The 15,045-nt window shown below is 74.1% G+C and carries 12 protein-coding genes; 6 read left to right on the top strand and 6 right to left on the bottom strand.

The window, feature by feature from the left end; all coding sequences use genetic code 11:
• Nucleotides 1–3: 3 nt before the first annotated feature.
• Complete coding sequence (locus tag ACZ3IJ_RS25175; RefSeq protein ID WP_467471680.1) at nt 4–1,926, bottom strand: glycoside hydrolase family 5 protein; 1,923 nt, start codon at nt 1,924–1,926, stop codon at nt 4–6.
• A 181-nt stretch (nt 1,927–2,107) separates the two neighbouring features.
• On the opposite strand from ACZ3IJ_RS25175, the gene ACZ3IJ_RS25170 reads away from it, so the two are divergent.
• Entirely contained in the window at nt 2,108–4,165 is a 2,058-nt protein-coding gene (locus ACZ3IJ_RS25170) for a SpoIIE family protein phosphatase (RefSeq protein ID WP_467471679.1), read from the top strand.
• Between the two features lie 43 nt (nt 4,166–4,208).
• Here the strand turns inward: ACZ3IJ_RS25170 and ACZ3IJ_RS25165 are convergent, their stop codons facing one another.
• Complete coding sequence (locus ACZ3IJ_RS25165; RefSeq protein WP_467471677.1) at nt 4,209–7,034, bottom strand: SpoIIE family protein phosphatase; 2,826 nt, start codon at nt 7,032–7,034, stop codon at nt 4,209–4,211.
• A 246-nt stretch (nt 7,035–7,280) separates the two neighbouring features.
• On the opposite strand from ACZ3IJ_RS25165, the gene ACZ3IJ_RS25160 reads away from it, so the two are divergent.
• Together ACZ3IJ_RS25160 and ACZ3IJ_RS25155 are read left to right on the top strand one after the other, a co-directional pair.
• Complete coding sequence (locus tag ACZ3IJ_RS25160; RefSeq protein ID WP_467471676.1) at nt 7,281–8,762, top strand: AlkA N-terminal domain-containing protein; 1,482 nt, start codon at nt 7,281–7,283, stop codon at nt 8,760–8,762.
• Nucleotides 8,763–8,777: 15 nt separating this feature from the next.
• Nucleotides 8,778–9,275 (top strand): methylated-DNA--[protein]-cysteine S-methyltransferase, encoded by a 498-nt coding sequence (locus ACZ3IJ_RS25155; protein WP_467471675.1) that lies wholly within the window; start codon nt 8,778–8,780, stop codon nt 9,273–9,275.
• Between the two features lie 19 nt (nt 9,276–9,294).
• On the opposite strand, the gene ACZ3IJ_RS25150 is transcribed toward ACZ3IJ_RS25155, so the two are convergent.
• Entirely contained in the window at nt 9,295–10,014 is a 720-nt protein-coding gene (locus tag ACZ3IJ_RS25150; RefSeq protein ID WP_467471673.1) for an SIR2 family NAD-dependent protein deacylase, read from the bottom strand.
• A 66-nt stretch (nt 10,015–10,080) separates the two neighbouring features.
• Here ACZ3IJ_RS25150 and ACZ3IJ_RS25145 point away from each other — a divergent pair, with 66 nt between their 5' ends.
• Together ACZ3IJ_RS25145 and ACZ3IJ_RS25140 are read left to right on the top strand one after the other, a co-directional pair.
• Nucleotides 10,081–10,290 (top strand): type II toxin-antitoxin system VapB family antitoxin, encoded by a 210-nt coding sequence (locus ACZ3IJ_RS25145; RefSeq protein ID WP_467471671.1) that lies wholly within the window; start codon nt 10,081–10,083, stop codon nt 10,288–10,290.
• A gap of 4 nt (nt 10,291–10,294) precedes the next feature.
• A complete protein-coding gene (locus ACZ3IJ_RS25140) occupies nt 10,295–10,813 on the top strand; it encodes an NUDIX hydrolase (protein WP_467471668.1) in 519 nt (172 codons plus the stop codon).
• Nucleotides 10,814–10,823: 10 nt separating this feature from the next.
• On the opposite strand, the gene ACZ3IJ_RS25135 is transcribed toward ACZ3IJ_RS25140, so the two are convergent.
• Both ACZ3IJ_RS25135 and ACZ3IJ_RS25130 read right to left on the bottom strand, forming a co-directional pair.
• A complete protein-coding gene (locus ACZ3IJ_RS25135) occupies nt 10,824–11,318 on the bottom strand; it encodes an NUDIX domain-containing protein (RefSeq protein WP_467471667.1) in 495 nt (164 codons plus the stop codon).
• Nucleotides 11,315–12,382, bottom strand: a complete 1,068-nt coding sequence (locus ACZ3IJ_RS25130) for an ADP-ribosylglycohydrolase family protein (protein WP_467471665.1) — start codon at nt 12,380–12,382, stop codon at nt 11,315–11,317. The genes ACZ3IJ_RS25135 and ACZ3IJ_RS25130 overlap by 4 nt, the downstream gene beginning before the upstream one ends.
• Before the next feature lie 169 nt (nt 12,383–12,551).
• On the opposite strand from ACZ3IJ_RS25130, the gene ACZ3IJ_RS25125 reads away from it, so the two are divergent.
• Nucleotides 12,552–13,706: a glycerate kinase gene (locus tag ACZ3IJ_RS25125; RefSeq protein ID WP_467471664.1), complete on the top strand. Its 1,155-nt coding sequence runs from the start codon at nt 12,552–12,554 to the stop codon at nt 13,704–13,706.
• Between the two features lie 108 nt (nt 13,707–13,814).
• On the opposite strand, the gene ACZ3IJ_RS25120 is transcribed toward ACZ3IJ_RS25125, so the two are convergent.
• Nucleotides 13,815–15,014 carry a PucR family transcriptional regulator gene (locus ACZ3IJ_RS25120; RefSeq protein ID WP_467471663.1) on the bottom strand — a complete coding sequence of 400 codons (1,200 nt, stop codon included), beginning with the start codon at nt 15,012–15,014 and terminating at the stop codon, nt 13,815–13,817.
• Between the last annotated feature and the right edge of the window lie 31 nt (nt 15,015–15,045).

Here is a 15,045-nt window from a genome sequence, read left to right as displayed (position 1 = left end):
GCCCTACGCCTCCGCGGGCGCCGGGCGGCACAGCAGGGCGGCCGGGGAGGGTCGGGAGCCGAACCGGGTGGTGAAGGCGATGCCGGCCGCGTACTCGGTGGGCAGGCACTGGCCCTTGTAGTGGCCGCTCGCGTACTCCCCGCCCGGCGCCCCCGCCGGGCGGTTGTCACCCCGGTCGAACCACACCGTCCGGCCGGCGCCCGCCGGGAGCGCCGTACGGGCCGGGGCGCACAGGGCGGCCGAGACCCGCTCCCCGCGCACGCTGTAACCGATCACGAACCCGCCCGCCGGGCACTGGAACTTGGTGTAGCCGCCTGCCCAGTCGCCGCCCGCGGGGACGTACGACTCGTCCCGGACGACCGTGTGCCCGCCGGTGCCCGCCCGCAGGCCCGAACTCGCGCAGAGCCCGCGGCCTCCGGTGTGGCTCAGCCCGGCCAGCCGGGAACCGTCGGGGCAGACCGCCTTGCGGGCGCCGCTGTCCCAGTCCCCGCCCGCCCTGACGCGCAGCGAGGCGTTGTGGTCGCGGTGGTCGGTCGTCAGCTGGTACCAGGAGGGCGTGACGGGGACGGCTCCGGTGCGGCCGGGCGCGTCCGTCAGCCCGGTCCACAGCGGGGTGCGCCAGTCGCCCCCGTCGAGGACGCCGGTCCGCCGGCCCTCGGAGTCGTACCGCAGCAGCGCCCAGCTGTCCCCGCCGCCGCCACCGCTCCAGCCGACCAGCGGCCAGTAGGCGTAGTCCACGTCGGCGTCGGCGAAGAGCTCGGTCAGGTTGCGGAACCAGTCGCGCGGGCGGCTGTTCGCCTCGTCGGCCCCGATGCCGAACTCGCTGACCCAGACCGGGGCGGTGAAGTGCCGGCCGGTCTCGGCGGAGACGTAGAGCGCCTGGTCGTGGACGGTCCGGCGGAGCTGCTCGCGGGTGAGGTCCTGGTAGCGCGGGTCGCTGGTCTCGCCGATGCCCGTGGCGCCGCTGTGGTTCGGGCCCGTGTAGCCGTAGAAGTGGGCCGAGTAGACGAGCTTGCCCGACACCACCAGGGTGTGCGAGAGGGTACGGACCGGGGTGAGGGTGGGGCGGCCGTGTGGGAGGCCGTCCACCGGAATGCCCTGCCAGTTGATGCCCTCGACGACGATCAGCAGGTCCGGGTTGGCCTCGGTCAGGATCCGGTCGCCGGTCTCCTGAGCGGCGGCGTGCCAGTCGTGGTTGTCGCCCAGTCCCCAGTTGGGGTCGTCCCAGACGTCACGGCGGACCTCGTTGTAGAGGTCGGCGCCGACCACGCGCGGATCGGCGCGGTAGCGCTTCGCCATGAAGACCCAGTCGTCGGCCCACCGGGCGGTGGACTGCCCGCTGCTGTTCCAGCGCTCGTTGCCGTCCACGCCGCAGCACCATCGGGTCGTCACGGTGTGGTTGTTGAGGATCACCGCGAAGCCGTCGGCGGTGAGTGCGGCGACGACGGCGTCGAAGACCCGGAGCGGTGTCAGGCCCCGCAGGGCCGGATTGGCCGCGACGGCTGCGTCCGGCACGGGGGCCGTCGCCCGCAGCATCTCGTTGGAGAAGGGCAGCCGGATGCTGTTCAGACCCAGGGCACGGAAGTCGGCGAGGAGCGTCGGCAGCGGGGCGCGGTCCAGGCCGACCGGGATGCCGTGGGCGTTCTGTCCGGCGTGGTGGTTGGCCGGGTCGGCGATGTCTCCCGAGCCGTTCCAGGAGCCCTGGGCGCCGTCCCAGTTGGCGGAGCGCAGCCGGAAGCGGTCGCCGTCCGCGTCGACGATGTGCCGTCCGCGGGTGGACAACGGCGGTGTCCAGTCGGTGGCGGTGGCGGTGGCCTGTGCGTCGGCGGGCGGGGCGGGCCGCGCCGCGGCGGAACCCGGCAGGACAGGGACGAGGAGGGCGCCCGCCAGAAGGGCGCCTCGGATCGTACGTAACAAGCGCTGCATCGGGTACCTGCCATGCCGTGGGGGAGTGGGCGGCGCCAAGTTACCGGCGGGTCGCCCAGGGAGGAACCCCCTGGCCGAAAGCGGGTCCACCACCGTCCGGAGCCGTACCGCCGGGCCCCGCGTCGAGGGCTCGGCTAGGGTGATCGGGTAGGAACGCACCCCCCGGGGACAGGTCGGATCGTTGGACACTACGCAGTCGCCGAGCGAGACGCCGGAGCGACCACCGGCGGCCATCGGTTACGCCGGTGTCCTGCGTGAACTCCTGCCGATCGCCCTGTGGCGGGAGGACGCCGACGGGCGGGTCGTCGAGTGGTCGCTCGCCGCCCAGGACCTGCTCGGATACCGTCCCGACGACGTGCTCGGGCGGGTCGCGACGCCCATCCTGGTGCCGGACGCCAATCGGGAGCTCGCCGGACAGCTGACACGGCGGGTCCAGTCCGGCGAGACCGTGGTCGGCACCCTTCCCGTTCGGCACCGCGACGGTCACGAAGTGACCATGGAGATGTGGATCGTCCCCGACGTCGACCCCCGGGGGCGGCCGGGCGCCATGCTCATCGCGGTCGAGACCTCCGAGGTCCTGCGGATGCGGGACTCGCTCGCCGCGCTCCAGAGCCTCTTCACCCAGTCCCCGATCGGCCTCGGGACCCTCGGCACCGACCTGCGCTTCATCCGCGTCAACGACGCCCTGGCACGGATGAACGGGGTCTCCGCCGTCGAACACGTCGGCAGGCGGCTCACCGAGGTCGTGCCCGGCGTCAACGCCGTCGCCCTCGAAGCCACCATGCGCGAGGTCCTGGAGAGCGGCCGGGCCTCCGTCGACGTGCGCCGCACCGGCCGGACCCCGGCCGACCCCGACCACGACCGGACCTGGTCCTGCTCGTACGCCCCGCTCCTCGACGGGTCCGGCCGGCGGCTCGGGCTGATCGCCTCCCTCATCGACATCACCGAGGGCCAGCGCGCCCTCGTCGAGGCCGAGCGGGCGAAGCGCCGCTTCGCCCTCCTCGCCGAGGCGGGCACCCGGATCGGCACCACCCTCGACCTGCTCCAGACAGCCGAGGAGATCGTCCAGGTCCTCGTGCCGCAGCTCGCCGACTCGGCCGACGTCCAGCTGCTCGAAGCCGTGCTCGAACCCGACGACGCGGCAGCCACGCAGGGCCTGCTGCGCCGCCTCGCGGCCGTCTTCCCCGACCCCACCGCCCCCACGGCGCTGCTCACCCCGGGACAGACCTTCCAGATCCCGCTCGACACCGTGTACGAGCGGGTCATCAACGCCGCCCTGCCCCTGAACCTCTACCACTCCGACCTGCCCGCGCTCTTCCCCGACCCCCGCACCGCACCCCTGCGCGACTACTTCGAGTCCCACATCGGATCGGCGCGCCTCGTGCCCCTCGTCGCCCGCGGCACGGTGCTCGGCGCCGTCACGGTCACCCGGCTCAACGAGCGCGAACCCTTCGACGAGCAGGACTTCGTCCTCATCGACGAACTCGTCGCCCGCGCGGCCCTGAACATCGACAACGCCCGCATGTACACCACCCAGCGCGAGGCCGCCCTCACCCTCCAGCGCAGTCTCACCAACGACGCCCTGCCCACGGTCGACGGCCTGGAACTCGCCGGCCGCTACCTCCCGGCGAGCGACCACGACGTCGGCGGCGACTGGTACGACGTCATCCCGCTGCCCGAGGGGCGCACGGCGCTCGTCATCGGCGACGTCATGGGCCACGGCATCCACGCGGCGGCCGTCATGGGCCAGCTCCGTACGGCGGTACGGACCCTCGCCCGGCACGGCGTGCCGCCCGCCGAACTCCTCAGCTCGCTCGACGCGGTCGTCGCCGACGTGGGGGAGGACGAGATGGCGACCTGCGTGTACGCCGTCCACGATCCGGAGACCGGCCGCGTCGTCATCGCCCGGGCCGGTCACCCGCCACCGGCCGTCGCCACGGCCGACGGGGCGATCACCTTCCTGGAGGGGCCGCCCGGCACCCCGCTCGGCACCGGCGGGCAGGAGTTCGGGACCGAGGAGCTCCTGCTCCCGCCCGGCAGCCTGCTGGTGCTGTACACCGACGGCCTCATCGAGGCCAGGGACCGCGACCTCGACCAGGGCATGGACCAGCTCGCCGAGGTACTCCTCCACCTCGAACGGCCGCTCAGCCGGCTCTGCGACGACATCCTCGAACAGCTGCTGCCCTGTGCCCCGGGGGACGACGTCGCCGTCCTGCTCGCCCGCACCGCGCTGGGCTGACCCGCGCGGGGCCGACCGGCCCGGCGCGACCGGCGCCGTCGGCTCACCAGGCGAGGTCCTCCAGCGCGTCCAGATCCGGCGCCAGGGCCGGCAGTTCCGCGTCCTCGGTGGTCAGGGGCAGCTCGGCCCAGATCACCTTCCCCCGCTGGGTGTACCGCGTGCCCCAGCGCTCGGCGAACTGGGCCACCAGGAACAGACCGCGGCCGCCCTCGTCGGTGGTCGCCGCGTACCGCAGGTGCGGAGCCGTACTGCTGCCGTCGGAGATCTCGCAGATCAGCCTGCGGTCCCGCAGCAGCCGGACCCGGATGGGCTCGGCGCCGTACCGGATCGCATTGGTGATCAGCTCGCTCAGGATGAGCTCGGCCGTGAACGCGATGCCGTCCAGACCCCACGAGGCCAGCTGCGCCGCGCCCGCGTTGCGGATCCGGGAGACGTCCGCCGGATCGGGCGGCACGTCCCACTCCGCGATCCGCGCGGCCTCCAGCCGACGGGTGTCGGCGACCAGCAGGGCGATGTCGTCGTCCGGCGCGGGCCCCAGCAGGGCCGTCAGCACGTCCCCGCAGGCCTGCTGGGGGCTGCGGCCCGTGGTGGCCAGCGCCTCGGCCAGCAGCCCGAGACCGGTGTCGAAGTCCCGGTCGCGGTCCACGAGCAGGCCGTCCGTGAACAGGACCAGCCGGCTCCCCTCGGGCAGGTACAGCTCCGTCGTCTCGAACGGCATCCCTCCCACGCCCAGCGGCAGCCCGGCGGGCAGCTCGGGAAACTCCACCCGGCCGTCCGGATGGACGAGCGCGGGCCCCGGATGGCCGGCCCCGGCCATGAGGCAGCGGCCGTCGGCGGGGTCGTAGATCACGTACAGGCAGGTGGCGCCGGTGATCCGCTCGCTCCCCTCCTCGCCCTCGGCCGAGCCGTCCGCGGCCGAGGAGCCGTCCGCCGTACGGCCGGGGTCCGCGCCGCCCGGCGCCCCGGAGCCGCCTCCCGATCCGCCCGCCGGCTCGCCGTCCGATCCGCGGTCGATGCGGTCGATGCGGTCGATCAGCTCGTCCAGGTGGCCCAGCAGCTCGTCCGGCGGCAGATCCAGGGTGGAGAAGTTGTGCACCGCCGTACGCAGCCGCCCCATCGTCGCCGCCGCGTGCAGCCCGTGCCCGACGACGTCGCCGACGACCAGCGCCACCCGCGCGCCCGGCAGGGGGATCACGTCGAACCAGTCGCCGCCCACCCCGGCCTTGGCTGGCAGATACCGGTACGCGACGTCCACGGCGGACAGGTCCGGCAGGATCCGCGGCAGCAGGCTGCGCTGGAGCGTCACCGCCATCGCGTGCTCACGGGTGAACCTGCGGGCGTTGTCGATGGAGACCGCGGCGCGCGCGGTCAGCTCCTCGGCGAAGGTCAGATCCTCCTCCCCGAACGGCTCCTGCGTCTCGGCCCGCCAGAAGTTCGCCATCCCCAGCACCACGCCCCGGGCCAGCACCGGCACGGCGACCAGCGAATGCAGCCCGTACGCGAGCGCCTCGTCCGCGCCCGGAGGGTCCTGTGCGCGCCAGCCGTCGGCGTCGTTCAGCCGCTCCACCAGGACCGCGTGGCCGCTGTCCAGCGCCATCGCCATCGGTGTCGTCGGCACGATGCAGCGGATCAGGTCGCCGACCGGCTGGAACGGATGCTCGGCGCGGACGCCCGTCAGCGCCGTCCTGCGCATCTCGGTGAACGCGCCGGAGGGCTCCTCGCCCCGGAGCACCGGTTCGAGCAGCTCCACCGTGACGAAGTCGGCGAACTTGGGGACGGCGACCTCCGACAGCTCCTCCGCCGTCCGCACCACGTCCAGGGTGGTGCCGATCCGCACCCCCGCCTCGTACAGCAGCTGCAGCCGTCCCCTGGCCACCTCGGCCCGCCCCGACACCGTGGCGAGCTCGGTCGAGTCGCGCAGCGTCATCACGGTGCCGGTGGGCCGGCCGCGATACGGGGCCGTGGGACGTACGTTGACGGCGAGCAGCCGGTCGCCGGCCAGGTGCACCTCGTCGGTGACGACCCGTCCGGAGGAGAGCAGCGCGGCGGTACGGGGATCGAGACCCAGCTCGTTCACGTGCCGCTGCTCGGCGTCGGGGGCCAGGTCGAGCAGCCGGCGGGCCTCGTCGTTGGCGAGCAGCAGCCGAAGGTCCGCGTCGATGATGAGCACCCCCTCGCGAACGGCGTGCAGCACGGCCTCGTGGTGCTCGTTGATCCGGGTCATCTCGACCGGGCCCAGGCCGTGCGTCTGCCGCCGCAGCCGCCGGCTCACCAGCGCCGCGCCGCCCACCGCGAGCGCCAGGGCGCCCGCGGCCGTGCCGAGCAGCAGCGGCAGCTGGTCCTCGACCACGTTGCCGACGTTCTCGATCTCGATACCGGTGCTGACCAGGCCGACGATGTCGCCGTCCTCCGTACGGACCGGAACGATCGCCCGGACGGCGTCCGAGGGCTCCCCGTGGAAGATCTCCGTGAACGACTCGCCCTCCCGGGCGCGCGCGAAGTCGCCCGTGGAACGCTGCCCGATCAGCTCGGGCCGGGAGTCGGTGTAGCGGATCCCGTCGGGTGTCATCACGGCGAGGAAGTCGAGGCCCGAGGCCCGGCGTGCGTTCTCGGCCCGGGTCTGGAGCAGGGCGGTCGGATCGTCGGCGCGCAGGGAGTCGACCAGACCCGGGGCGTGCGCGAAGGACTCCGCGGCGGCGAGGGAGCGGTTCTTGGCGTCACGCTCCGTGTCGTAGCGGGCCTGGAAGATCAGGGCCAGCGCGCCCACGGTGACGAGCAGCACCACGATGATCGCCTGGAGGGCGAACACCTGCCCGGCGACGCTGCGCAGCCCCAGCCCCTTGGGCCGGTGGCCAAGCCGTCCGGTCATGGGGTGTCTCTCGCTGATTCGGCTGTCGTCGGAGCTGCTGGCGTCAGGGATTCTGCACTCACCCGTCCACTTCCTCGGTTCCTCGGCCCGCCGGCGGCGTCGGGAATCCGCTCCTTCCATGCTGCTCCAGTGTCGGCGGGATATCGAGACGGGGCGAGTCGCGACACCCGGACCGGGCCCCGTCGGCGGAAGGTCCATGTCGTTTTCTCGCCAGCCAGGGCCCCTCCGGTCCCCGACCATGGAGGCATGCACACCGACACCGAGCGCTGCGTGCGGGCCGTCCGTTCGAAGGACGCCCGCTTCGACGGCGTGTTCTTCACCGCGGTCCTCACCACCCGGATCTACTGCCGTCCCAGCTGCCCGGTCGTACCGCCCAAGGCCGAGAACATGGTCTTCCACCCGAGCGCGGCCTCCTGCCAGCGCGCCGGGTTCCGCGCCTGCAAGCGCTGCCGCCCGGACACGAGCCCCGGTTCCCCCGAATGGAACGTCCGCGCCGACGCCGTCGCCCGGGCGATGCGGCTGATCCAGGACGGGATCGTGGACCGTGAGGGCGTCCCGGGCCTCGCCGCCCGGCTCGGCTACTCCACCCGGCAGATCGAACGCCAGCTCCTCGCCGAACTCGGCGCCGGGCCCCTCGCCCTGGCCCGCGCCCAGCGCGCCCAGACCGCGCGGCTGCTCATCGAGACGACACCCATGCCGATGGCCGAGATCGCCTTCGCCGCCGGCTTCTCCTCGATCCGGACCTTCAACGACACCGTCCGCGAGGTCTTCGCGCTCGCCCCCGGGGAGCTGCGCGCCCGGGTCACGCGGTCGCGGACGGCCGCCCGGACTCCCCGCACCCCGGGCGTGATCGCGCTCAGGCTGCCGTACCGCTCGCCCCTCAACCCGTCCAACCTCTTCGGCCACCTCGCCGCGACCGCCGTCCCCGGGGTGGAGGAGTGGCGGGACGGCGCCTACCGCCGCACCCTCACCCTCCCGCACGGGCACGGCATCGTGTCCCTCGCCCCGCGGTCCGACCACATCGCCTGCCGGCTCTCGCTCACCGACCCCCGGGACCTGACCCTCGCCATCAGCCGCTGCCGCTGGATGCTCGACCTCGACGCGGACCCGGTCGCCGTCGACGGGCAGCTGCGCACCGACCCGCTGCTGGCGCCGCTCGTGGAGCGGGCGCCCGGCCGGCGCGTGCCCAGGACCGTCGACGCGGCCGAGTTCGCCGTACGGGCCGTGCTGGGCCAGCAGGTCTCCACGGCCGCCGCCCGTACCCACGCGGCCCGGCTCGTCACCGCGCACGGCGTGCCGGTGGAGGACCCCGAGGGCGGACTCACCCACCTCTTCCCGGCCCCCGAGGCGCTCGCCGGCCTGGACCCCGAGTCCCTCGCGCTGCCCCGCAGCCGCCGCGCGACCCTCCTCAGACTCGTCGAGGCCCTCGCCGACGGCTCGCTCGGCCTCGGCCCGGCCACCGACTGGGGCGAGGCACGCGCGCGGCTCCTGGCCCTGCCCGGTTTCGGCCCCTGGACGACGGAGGTCATCGCGATGCGGGCGCTCGGCGACCCCGACGCCTTCCTCCCCGGCGACCTCGGTGTCCGCCGCGCCGCCGCGGGACTCGGCCTGCCCTCCACGCCCGCCGCGCTGACCGCCCGCGCCGCGCGGTGGCGGCCCTGGCGCGCGTACGCCGTCCAGTACCTCTGGGCCACCGACAGCCATCCGATCAACCACCTCCCCGCATAAGGAAGTCGCCCCGCCATGACCGACGTCCGGCACACCGTCATCGACAGCCCGTACGACCCGCTGACCCTGGTCGCGGTCGACGGCGAGCTGAGCCGTATCCACATGACCGAGCAGCGCCACCGACCCGCCGAGGAGACCTTCGGCGAGCCGGACCCGCGCCCTTTCGGCGAGGTGATCCGCCAGCTCGACGCCTACTTCGCCGGGGAACTGACCGACTTCGACCTGCCGTTGAGGCTGATCGGCACCCCGTTCCAGCTCCGGGTGTGGGAGCGGCTCCGCCGCATCCCGTACGGCGAGACGCGCACGTACGGGGAGTTGGCGGAGGCCCTCGGCAGCCCCGGAGCCTCCCGGGCCGTCGGCCTCGCCAACGGCAGGAACCCCGTCAGCATCGTCGTACCCTGCCACCGCGTCGTCGGCGCGGGCGGCTCGCTGACCGGGTACGGCGGCGGGCTCGGCCGCAAGCGGCGGCTGCTCGCCTTCGAGTCGGGCGCGGAACCGGACGCGCTCTTCTAGCGAAGGGGCGTGGGCGGCTTCAGCGCAGCGCCTCCAGGAGCGCGGGCAGGGAGGTCCCGATCGGCTCGCGCACCACCTCGTCGGCGAGCGCGTCGTACGGCGTGGGCTCGGCGTTCACGATGATCAGCCGGGCCCCGTTCTCGGCGGCCACACCGGCGAGCGAGGCGGCCGGCTGGACCTTCAGGCTCGTCCCGGCGGCGATGAAGACCTCCGCCGCCTTGGCGATCGACATCGCCTGGCCGAGCACCTGGGGATCGAGCCGCTGCCCGAACATGACGGTCGCCGACTTCAGGATCCCGCCGCACACCCGGCACGGCGGATCCTCCTCGCCGGCCTCCACGCGTGCCAGCGCCTCGCCCATGGCGGAGCGGTCGTGGCACGCGGTGCACACCACCGACCGTGCGGTGCCGTGGAGTTCGACGACCTTGCGGTCCGGCATTCCGGCGAGCTGATGGAGCCCGTCCACGTTCTGCGTGAGCACGCGCACGGCGACCCCGGGTGCCTTCTCCAGCTCGGCGACGGCCAGATGGGCCGCGTTGGGCCGGGCCTTGAGCGCGGGGCTGTTCCGCCGCATCTCCCAGGCACGGCGGCGGATCTCGGGGTCGGCCATGTAGAAGTCGTACGTCACGAGCTTCTCGGCCTCGGGGTCCCGCCGCCAGAGGCCCTGCGGGCCGCGGTAGTCCGGAATCCCGGAGTCGGTGGACACCCCGGCCCCGGTGAGAATCGCCACGAGAGTCATACGACGAGCGTAGGCACCCAGGGGAACCCGCCGCGAGCCGATTTCCGCGGGTGCTAGGTTCCCGCCATGGCCAAGGTGAACATCGAACTCGACGCCGAACTCGTCGTGGAAGTCATGGTCCTCGCGGGCGTCAACAACCCGCGGGACGCGGTCGAGGCCGTCGTCCGCGACTACATCGCCCGCGGACACCGCACGGAGGCCCGGGTGGCCACGCGTGAGGCCGAGGCCCCTCCCCGCGGCGGCAACCCGCTCACGACCGAACCCCCGCAGGGCTGACGCGATGCGGACACCACGACGCACCCCGCGACGCGCCGCCCGCGTCGCCGTGCTGGACCCCGACGGCGCCGTCTTCCTCTTCCGTTACGACAACGAGGAGGTCGGCGTGCACTGGGCCATGCCCGGCGGCGGCCTCGAACCCGGGGAGAGTCCGCGCGCCGGAGCCCTACGGGAGCTCCGGGAGGAGACCGGCTGGGAGGGGATCGAACCGGGCGAGCTGCTCTGCACCTGGGAGCACGACTTCACCCGCGCCGGCGTCCCCGTGCGCCAGCACGAACACATCTACGTGGCGTACGGGCCGCGCCGCGAGCTCGCCGGTGACCTCGCGGCCGCGCACGCGGAGGACCGCATCCAGCTCGGGCGCTGGTGGAGCCCCGGGGAGCTCGCCGCGGCCGACGAAGCCCTCTGGCCCCCGGACCTGGCCGACCGGCTCGCCCGGTTCGGAGCGTCGGGCGCCGACGGGGGCCGCGGTGGCGACGGGATCGGTGACGGCAGTGGTGAGGCCGGCGGGGGAGCGGCCTGAGAGGCCGGGGTCACCCGCCGGCGGGGCGTCCGTTCTCCAGCTCGGCCGGGCCACGGCCGGAGCCGGCGGCGTCGAGGGCCGCCAGGACGCGCGGCCCCAGGGTGCCCAGGAGGTGGCCGGCGACCTCGGCGGGTTCGATCAGCTTCCAGGAGATCAGCTCCTCCTCCTGGAGGCGGATCGCGGCGAGCCGCTCCTCGGACAGCACCCCGCCGTCGTACACGTAGGCGACGATCGGCGGCCGCCCCACGCCGTGCACCCAGTCGACCGCCAGCAGCGCCCCCGGCTCCAGGTCGAGACCGATCTCCTCCGCCGTCTCCCGGCGCGCGGCCTGGCGGGGCGTCTCGCCCTCGTCGGACTCGATGGTGCCACCGGGCAGTACCCAGCCCTCACGGTAGTTCGGCTCGACGATCAGGACGCGACCCGCCGCGTCCCGGAAGAGCACGGCGGCACCGGCGAGGACACGCGGGAGGCCGGCGATGTACGTGGCGTAGTCGGTCGTCGTCATTCCGTCAGCGTAGCCAGCCGGAGCGTCCGCTCGGCCAACTCGCTGATCCGCACCCCGTCGAAGCCGAAGACGGCGCTGTGCACCCGGTCCCGCAGCGGCTCCGACCACTGCGGCGGGATCGCCGCCGCCCCGCACAGCACCCCGGCCACCGAGCCCGCCGTGGCCCCGTTCGAGTCCGTGTCCAGGCCGCCGCGGACGGTGAGCGCGATCGTGGTGGTGAAGTCCCCGCCGCCGTACAGCAGTCCGGCCGTCAGGACCGCCGCGTTGGGGATGGTGTGGATCCAGCCGAGCCCGTTCGTCCGCTCCGCGAGTTCGGCGAGGGCGGCGGACCACTCCACGCCCGACTCGTGGAGCGCGATCGTGTGCCGCACCGTGCGCGCGAGGCGGCTGCTCGCCGGGATCCGCTCCAGCGCCGTCTCAAGGGCGGCGCGCACGTCCGGAGCCGTGAAGGCGGCGGCGATGAGCGCGGCGGCCCACATCGCGCCGTAGACACCGTTCCCCGTGTGCGACAGCACCGCGTCACGGCGGGCCAGCGAGGCGGCGCGGCGCGGGTCGCCGGGGGAGGTCCAGCCGTACACGTCCGCCCGGATCAGCGCGCCGATCCACTCCTGGTGCGGGTTGTCGTACGTCGCGGTGAGCGGCGGCTTCAGACCGTTCGCGAGATTGCGGTAGGCGGTCCGCTCGGCCGTGAAGGTCTGCAGGTACGGCAGGCGCAGCAGCCAGAGCTCGCCCAGCTGCTCGGTGGTGAACGCGAAACCGTGCGTCTCCAGGAGGTGCAGGCCCAGGACGGAGTAGTCGACGTCGTCGTCCCGGCAGCTTCCGTCGATCCGCCCGCGCACGCACCGGGGCCACTCGGGCCGCAGCTCGAACCCCGCGACGTCGGCGGGCGGCGGGGGCAGGTAGTCGGTGAGCGGCAGCGCGTCCGTCAGCCGCAGATACCGGTCGATGTGCTCGGGCGTCCAGTGGTCGCCCCGCTCGACGGGCTTGCCGAGCATGTTCCCCGCGATCCGTCCGGTCCAGCCGCCGAGGATGCGATCGGCGAGTTCGCCGTGCGTGAGCGCCATACGTCCGGTGTACCGAATCCCCGGCCCCTGCGCGCGCCGACGCGTCCGCGCGCCGATACGGACCCACTATGGTCCGGAATATCGTCTTATCAGGGGGTGGCATGGCGCCGGGAGGTCCGGATAGGGTCGGCTCGGCGCGACTGCACGTTCGAAAGCAAGGGATGCAAGGGTGACGGACGGAGCAGTAACTGAGGTCGCACGCGTACTCGTCGCGGCCGACAAGTTCAAGGGCTCGCTCACGGCCGTACAGGTCGCGGAGCGCGTCACAGCAGGTCTGCGACGGGTCGTCCCGGAGCTGGAAGTGGAGACCCTGCCGGTTGCGGACGGCGGCGACGGTACGGTCGCGGCCGCGGTGGCGGCCGGTTTCGAACGCCGTGAGGTGCAGGTGGCCGGGCCCCTCGGCGAGCCGGTGACGGCGGCGTTCGCGCTGCGCGGGACCACGGCCGTCGTGGAGATGGCGGAGGCCTCCGGCCTCCAGCTCCTGCCGGCGGGTGTGTTCGCGCCGCTGACCTCGACGACGTACGGCTCGGGCGAGCTGCTGCGCGCCGCGCTGGACGCGGGCGCCACGACGATCGTCTTCGGCGTCGGCGGCAGCGCGACGACGGACGGCGGCGCGGGGATGCTGGCCGCGCTCGGCGCGGTCTTCCTGGACGGCGAGGGCGAGCCGGTCGGACCCGGCGGGGCGGCGCTGGCCTCTCTCGCCTCCGCGGACCTGTCGGGCCTCGACCCGCGGTTCGCATCGGTCGAGCTGATCCTCGCCAGCGACGTCGACAACCCGCTCACCGGGCCGAAGGGCGCGCCCGCGGTCTACGGTCCGCAGAAGGGCGCGACGCCGGAGGACGTCCAGACGCTGGACTCGGCGCTCGCTCACTTCGTGACGGTCCTGGAGGAGGCGATCGGCCCGAAGGCGTCGGAGTGCGCGGTCGCGCCCGGTGCGGGCGGTGCGGGCGGTATCGGCTACGGCGCGCTCGTCGGTCTGGACGCGAGCTTCCGACCCGGCATCGAGCTCATGCTCGACGTCCTGGGCTTCGCCCCGGCGCTCGAGCGGGCCACGCTCGTCATCACGGGCGAGGGATCGCTCGACGAGCAGACCCTGCACGGCAAGGCCCCGGCGGGCGTCGCGGCGGCCGCGCGTGCGGCGGGCAAGGAGGTCGTCGCGGTCTGCGGCCGCCTGGCCCTCGCGCCCGAGGCCCTGGGCAAGGCGGGCATTCGCCGCGCCTACCCCCTGACCGATCTCGAACCCGAGCCGGCCAAGTCCATCGCCAACGCGGGCCCGCTCCTGGAGCAGGTGGCCTCCCAGATCGCCCGGGACTTCCTGGCGTAGCCCCGCGGTCCGCGGCCCACCCACCCCGGCGAGTCCTGCCGCCCCGCCGGGGTGCGCCCCGTCGTCGGTCGCGAAGCGGGGTGGGGGCCGCCCCGGACCGACCGCCCCTCACGCCGTCGTCGTCAACCGGAACGCGTCCAGGGCCAGGGTCATCTCCGTCAGGTCCCGGGGACGGGACAGGGACCTCGACGTGAGTTGTTCCAGGCGGCGCAGGCGGTTGAAGACCGTGTTGCGGTGGCAGTACAGGCGCGAGGCCGCCCGCCCCGCCGAGCCCTCGCAGTCGAGCCAGACGTCCAGCGTCTCCAGCAGGACCGCCCGGTCCGCCGGATCCAGTTCCAGCAGGCCGCCCAGCACGTCCGCCACCAGCAGGCCCGCCAGTTCCGGCTGCCCCACCACCAGCGCCCCCGCCATCCGGCGGTCCAGGCGGACGATCTGCCGGGAGTCCGGCGGACTCGTCCGCAGCGCCAGCTCCGCGAGCCGCCGCGCCCGGCCGAGCTCCGCGAGCCCCGTCACCACCGGACTGATCCCGCCCGGCCCCGGGCACCGCCCCTGAAGCAGCTCCGACAGCGCGTCCAGACCCGTGCCCTCCGCCAGCGACACCACCCCGATCTCGCAGTCCGCGCCCATCCGCCACAGGAACCGCACCCCGGCCCCCTGCACCCGCCGGTGGAACGGCTCCGGCACCTCCCGGCGGTCGTGCCGCAGCACCACCACCGCGTACCGCCCGTGCTCGGGCAGATCCAGGCCCGCCGCCGCCTGCGAGGTCACCTCGGGCGAGCGCTGCCCCTGCAGCAGCGCGTCGAGCAGCGCCTGCAGCTGTTCGTCCGTACGGCGCCGCAGCTCCAGCTCCGTCGCCCGGTACGCCTCCGACGCCGTGTCCGCCTGGGCGTCCACCGCCGACCAGACGATCGTCGCCGACTGCGTCAGCGCCGCGAGCCGAGGGGGGAACGCCGAGGCGTCCTCGATGAGCGCGTCCCACACCAGATGACCGGCGTGCCGGTACGCGTGCACCACGAGCTCCAGCGGCATCCCCTGCTCGGCCCGCCGCCGGCCCATCTCGTCCGCGTGCTCCAGATCCCGCCGGGGCGAATCCCGCGGCGCCGAGATCATCTCGATCCCGATCCGCATCGCCTCATGGGCCTCCTGCCAGTGCTGGTCGTACGGCACGATCCGGCCGTACGCCGGCTCGTACCCGTGCAGGTCCCTCAGATGCTCGTCCACCAGCTCCGGCAGCCGCTCCAGAAGTGCCGTGCACGCCTCGGCAAGCAGCTTCCAGTCGTCACCGGTCCGCGGTCTGCGCCGTCCCATGCCCGGAGGATGCCACCCCCGACCCCGTCCC

It is taken from the genome of Streptomyces sp. NPDC013317, from assembly GCF_055563155.1.
Note: the sequence above shows the minus strand (reverse complement) of the source record. Positions and strands in the feature narration are given on the sequence as shown.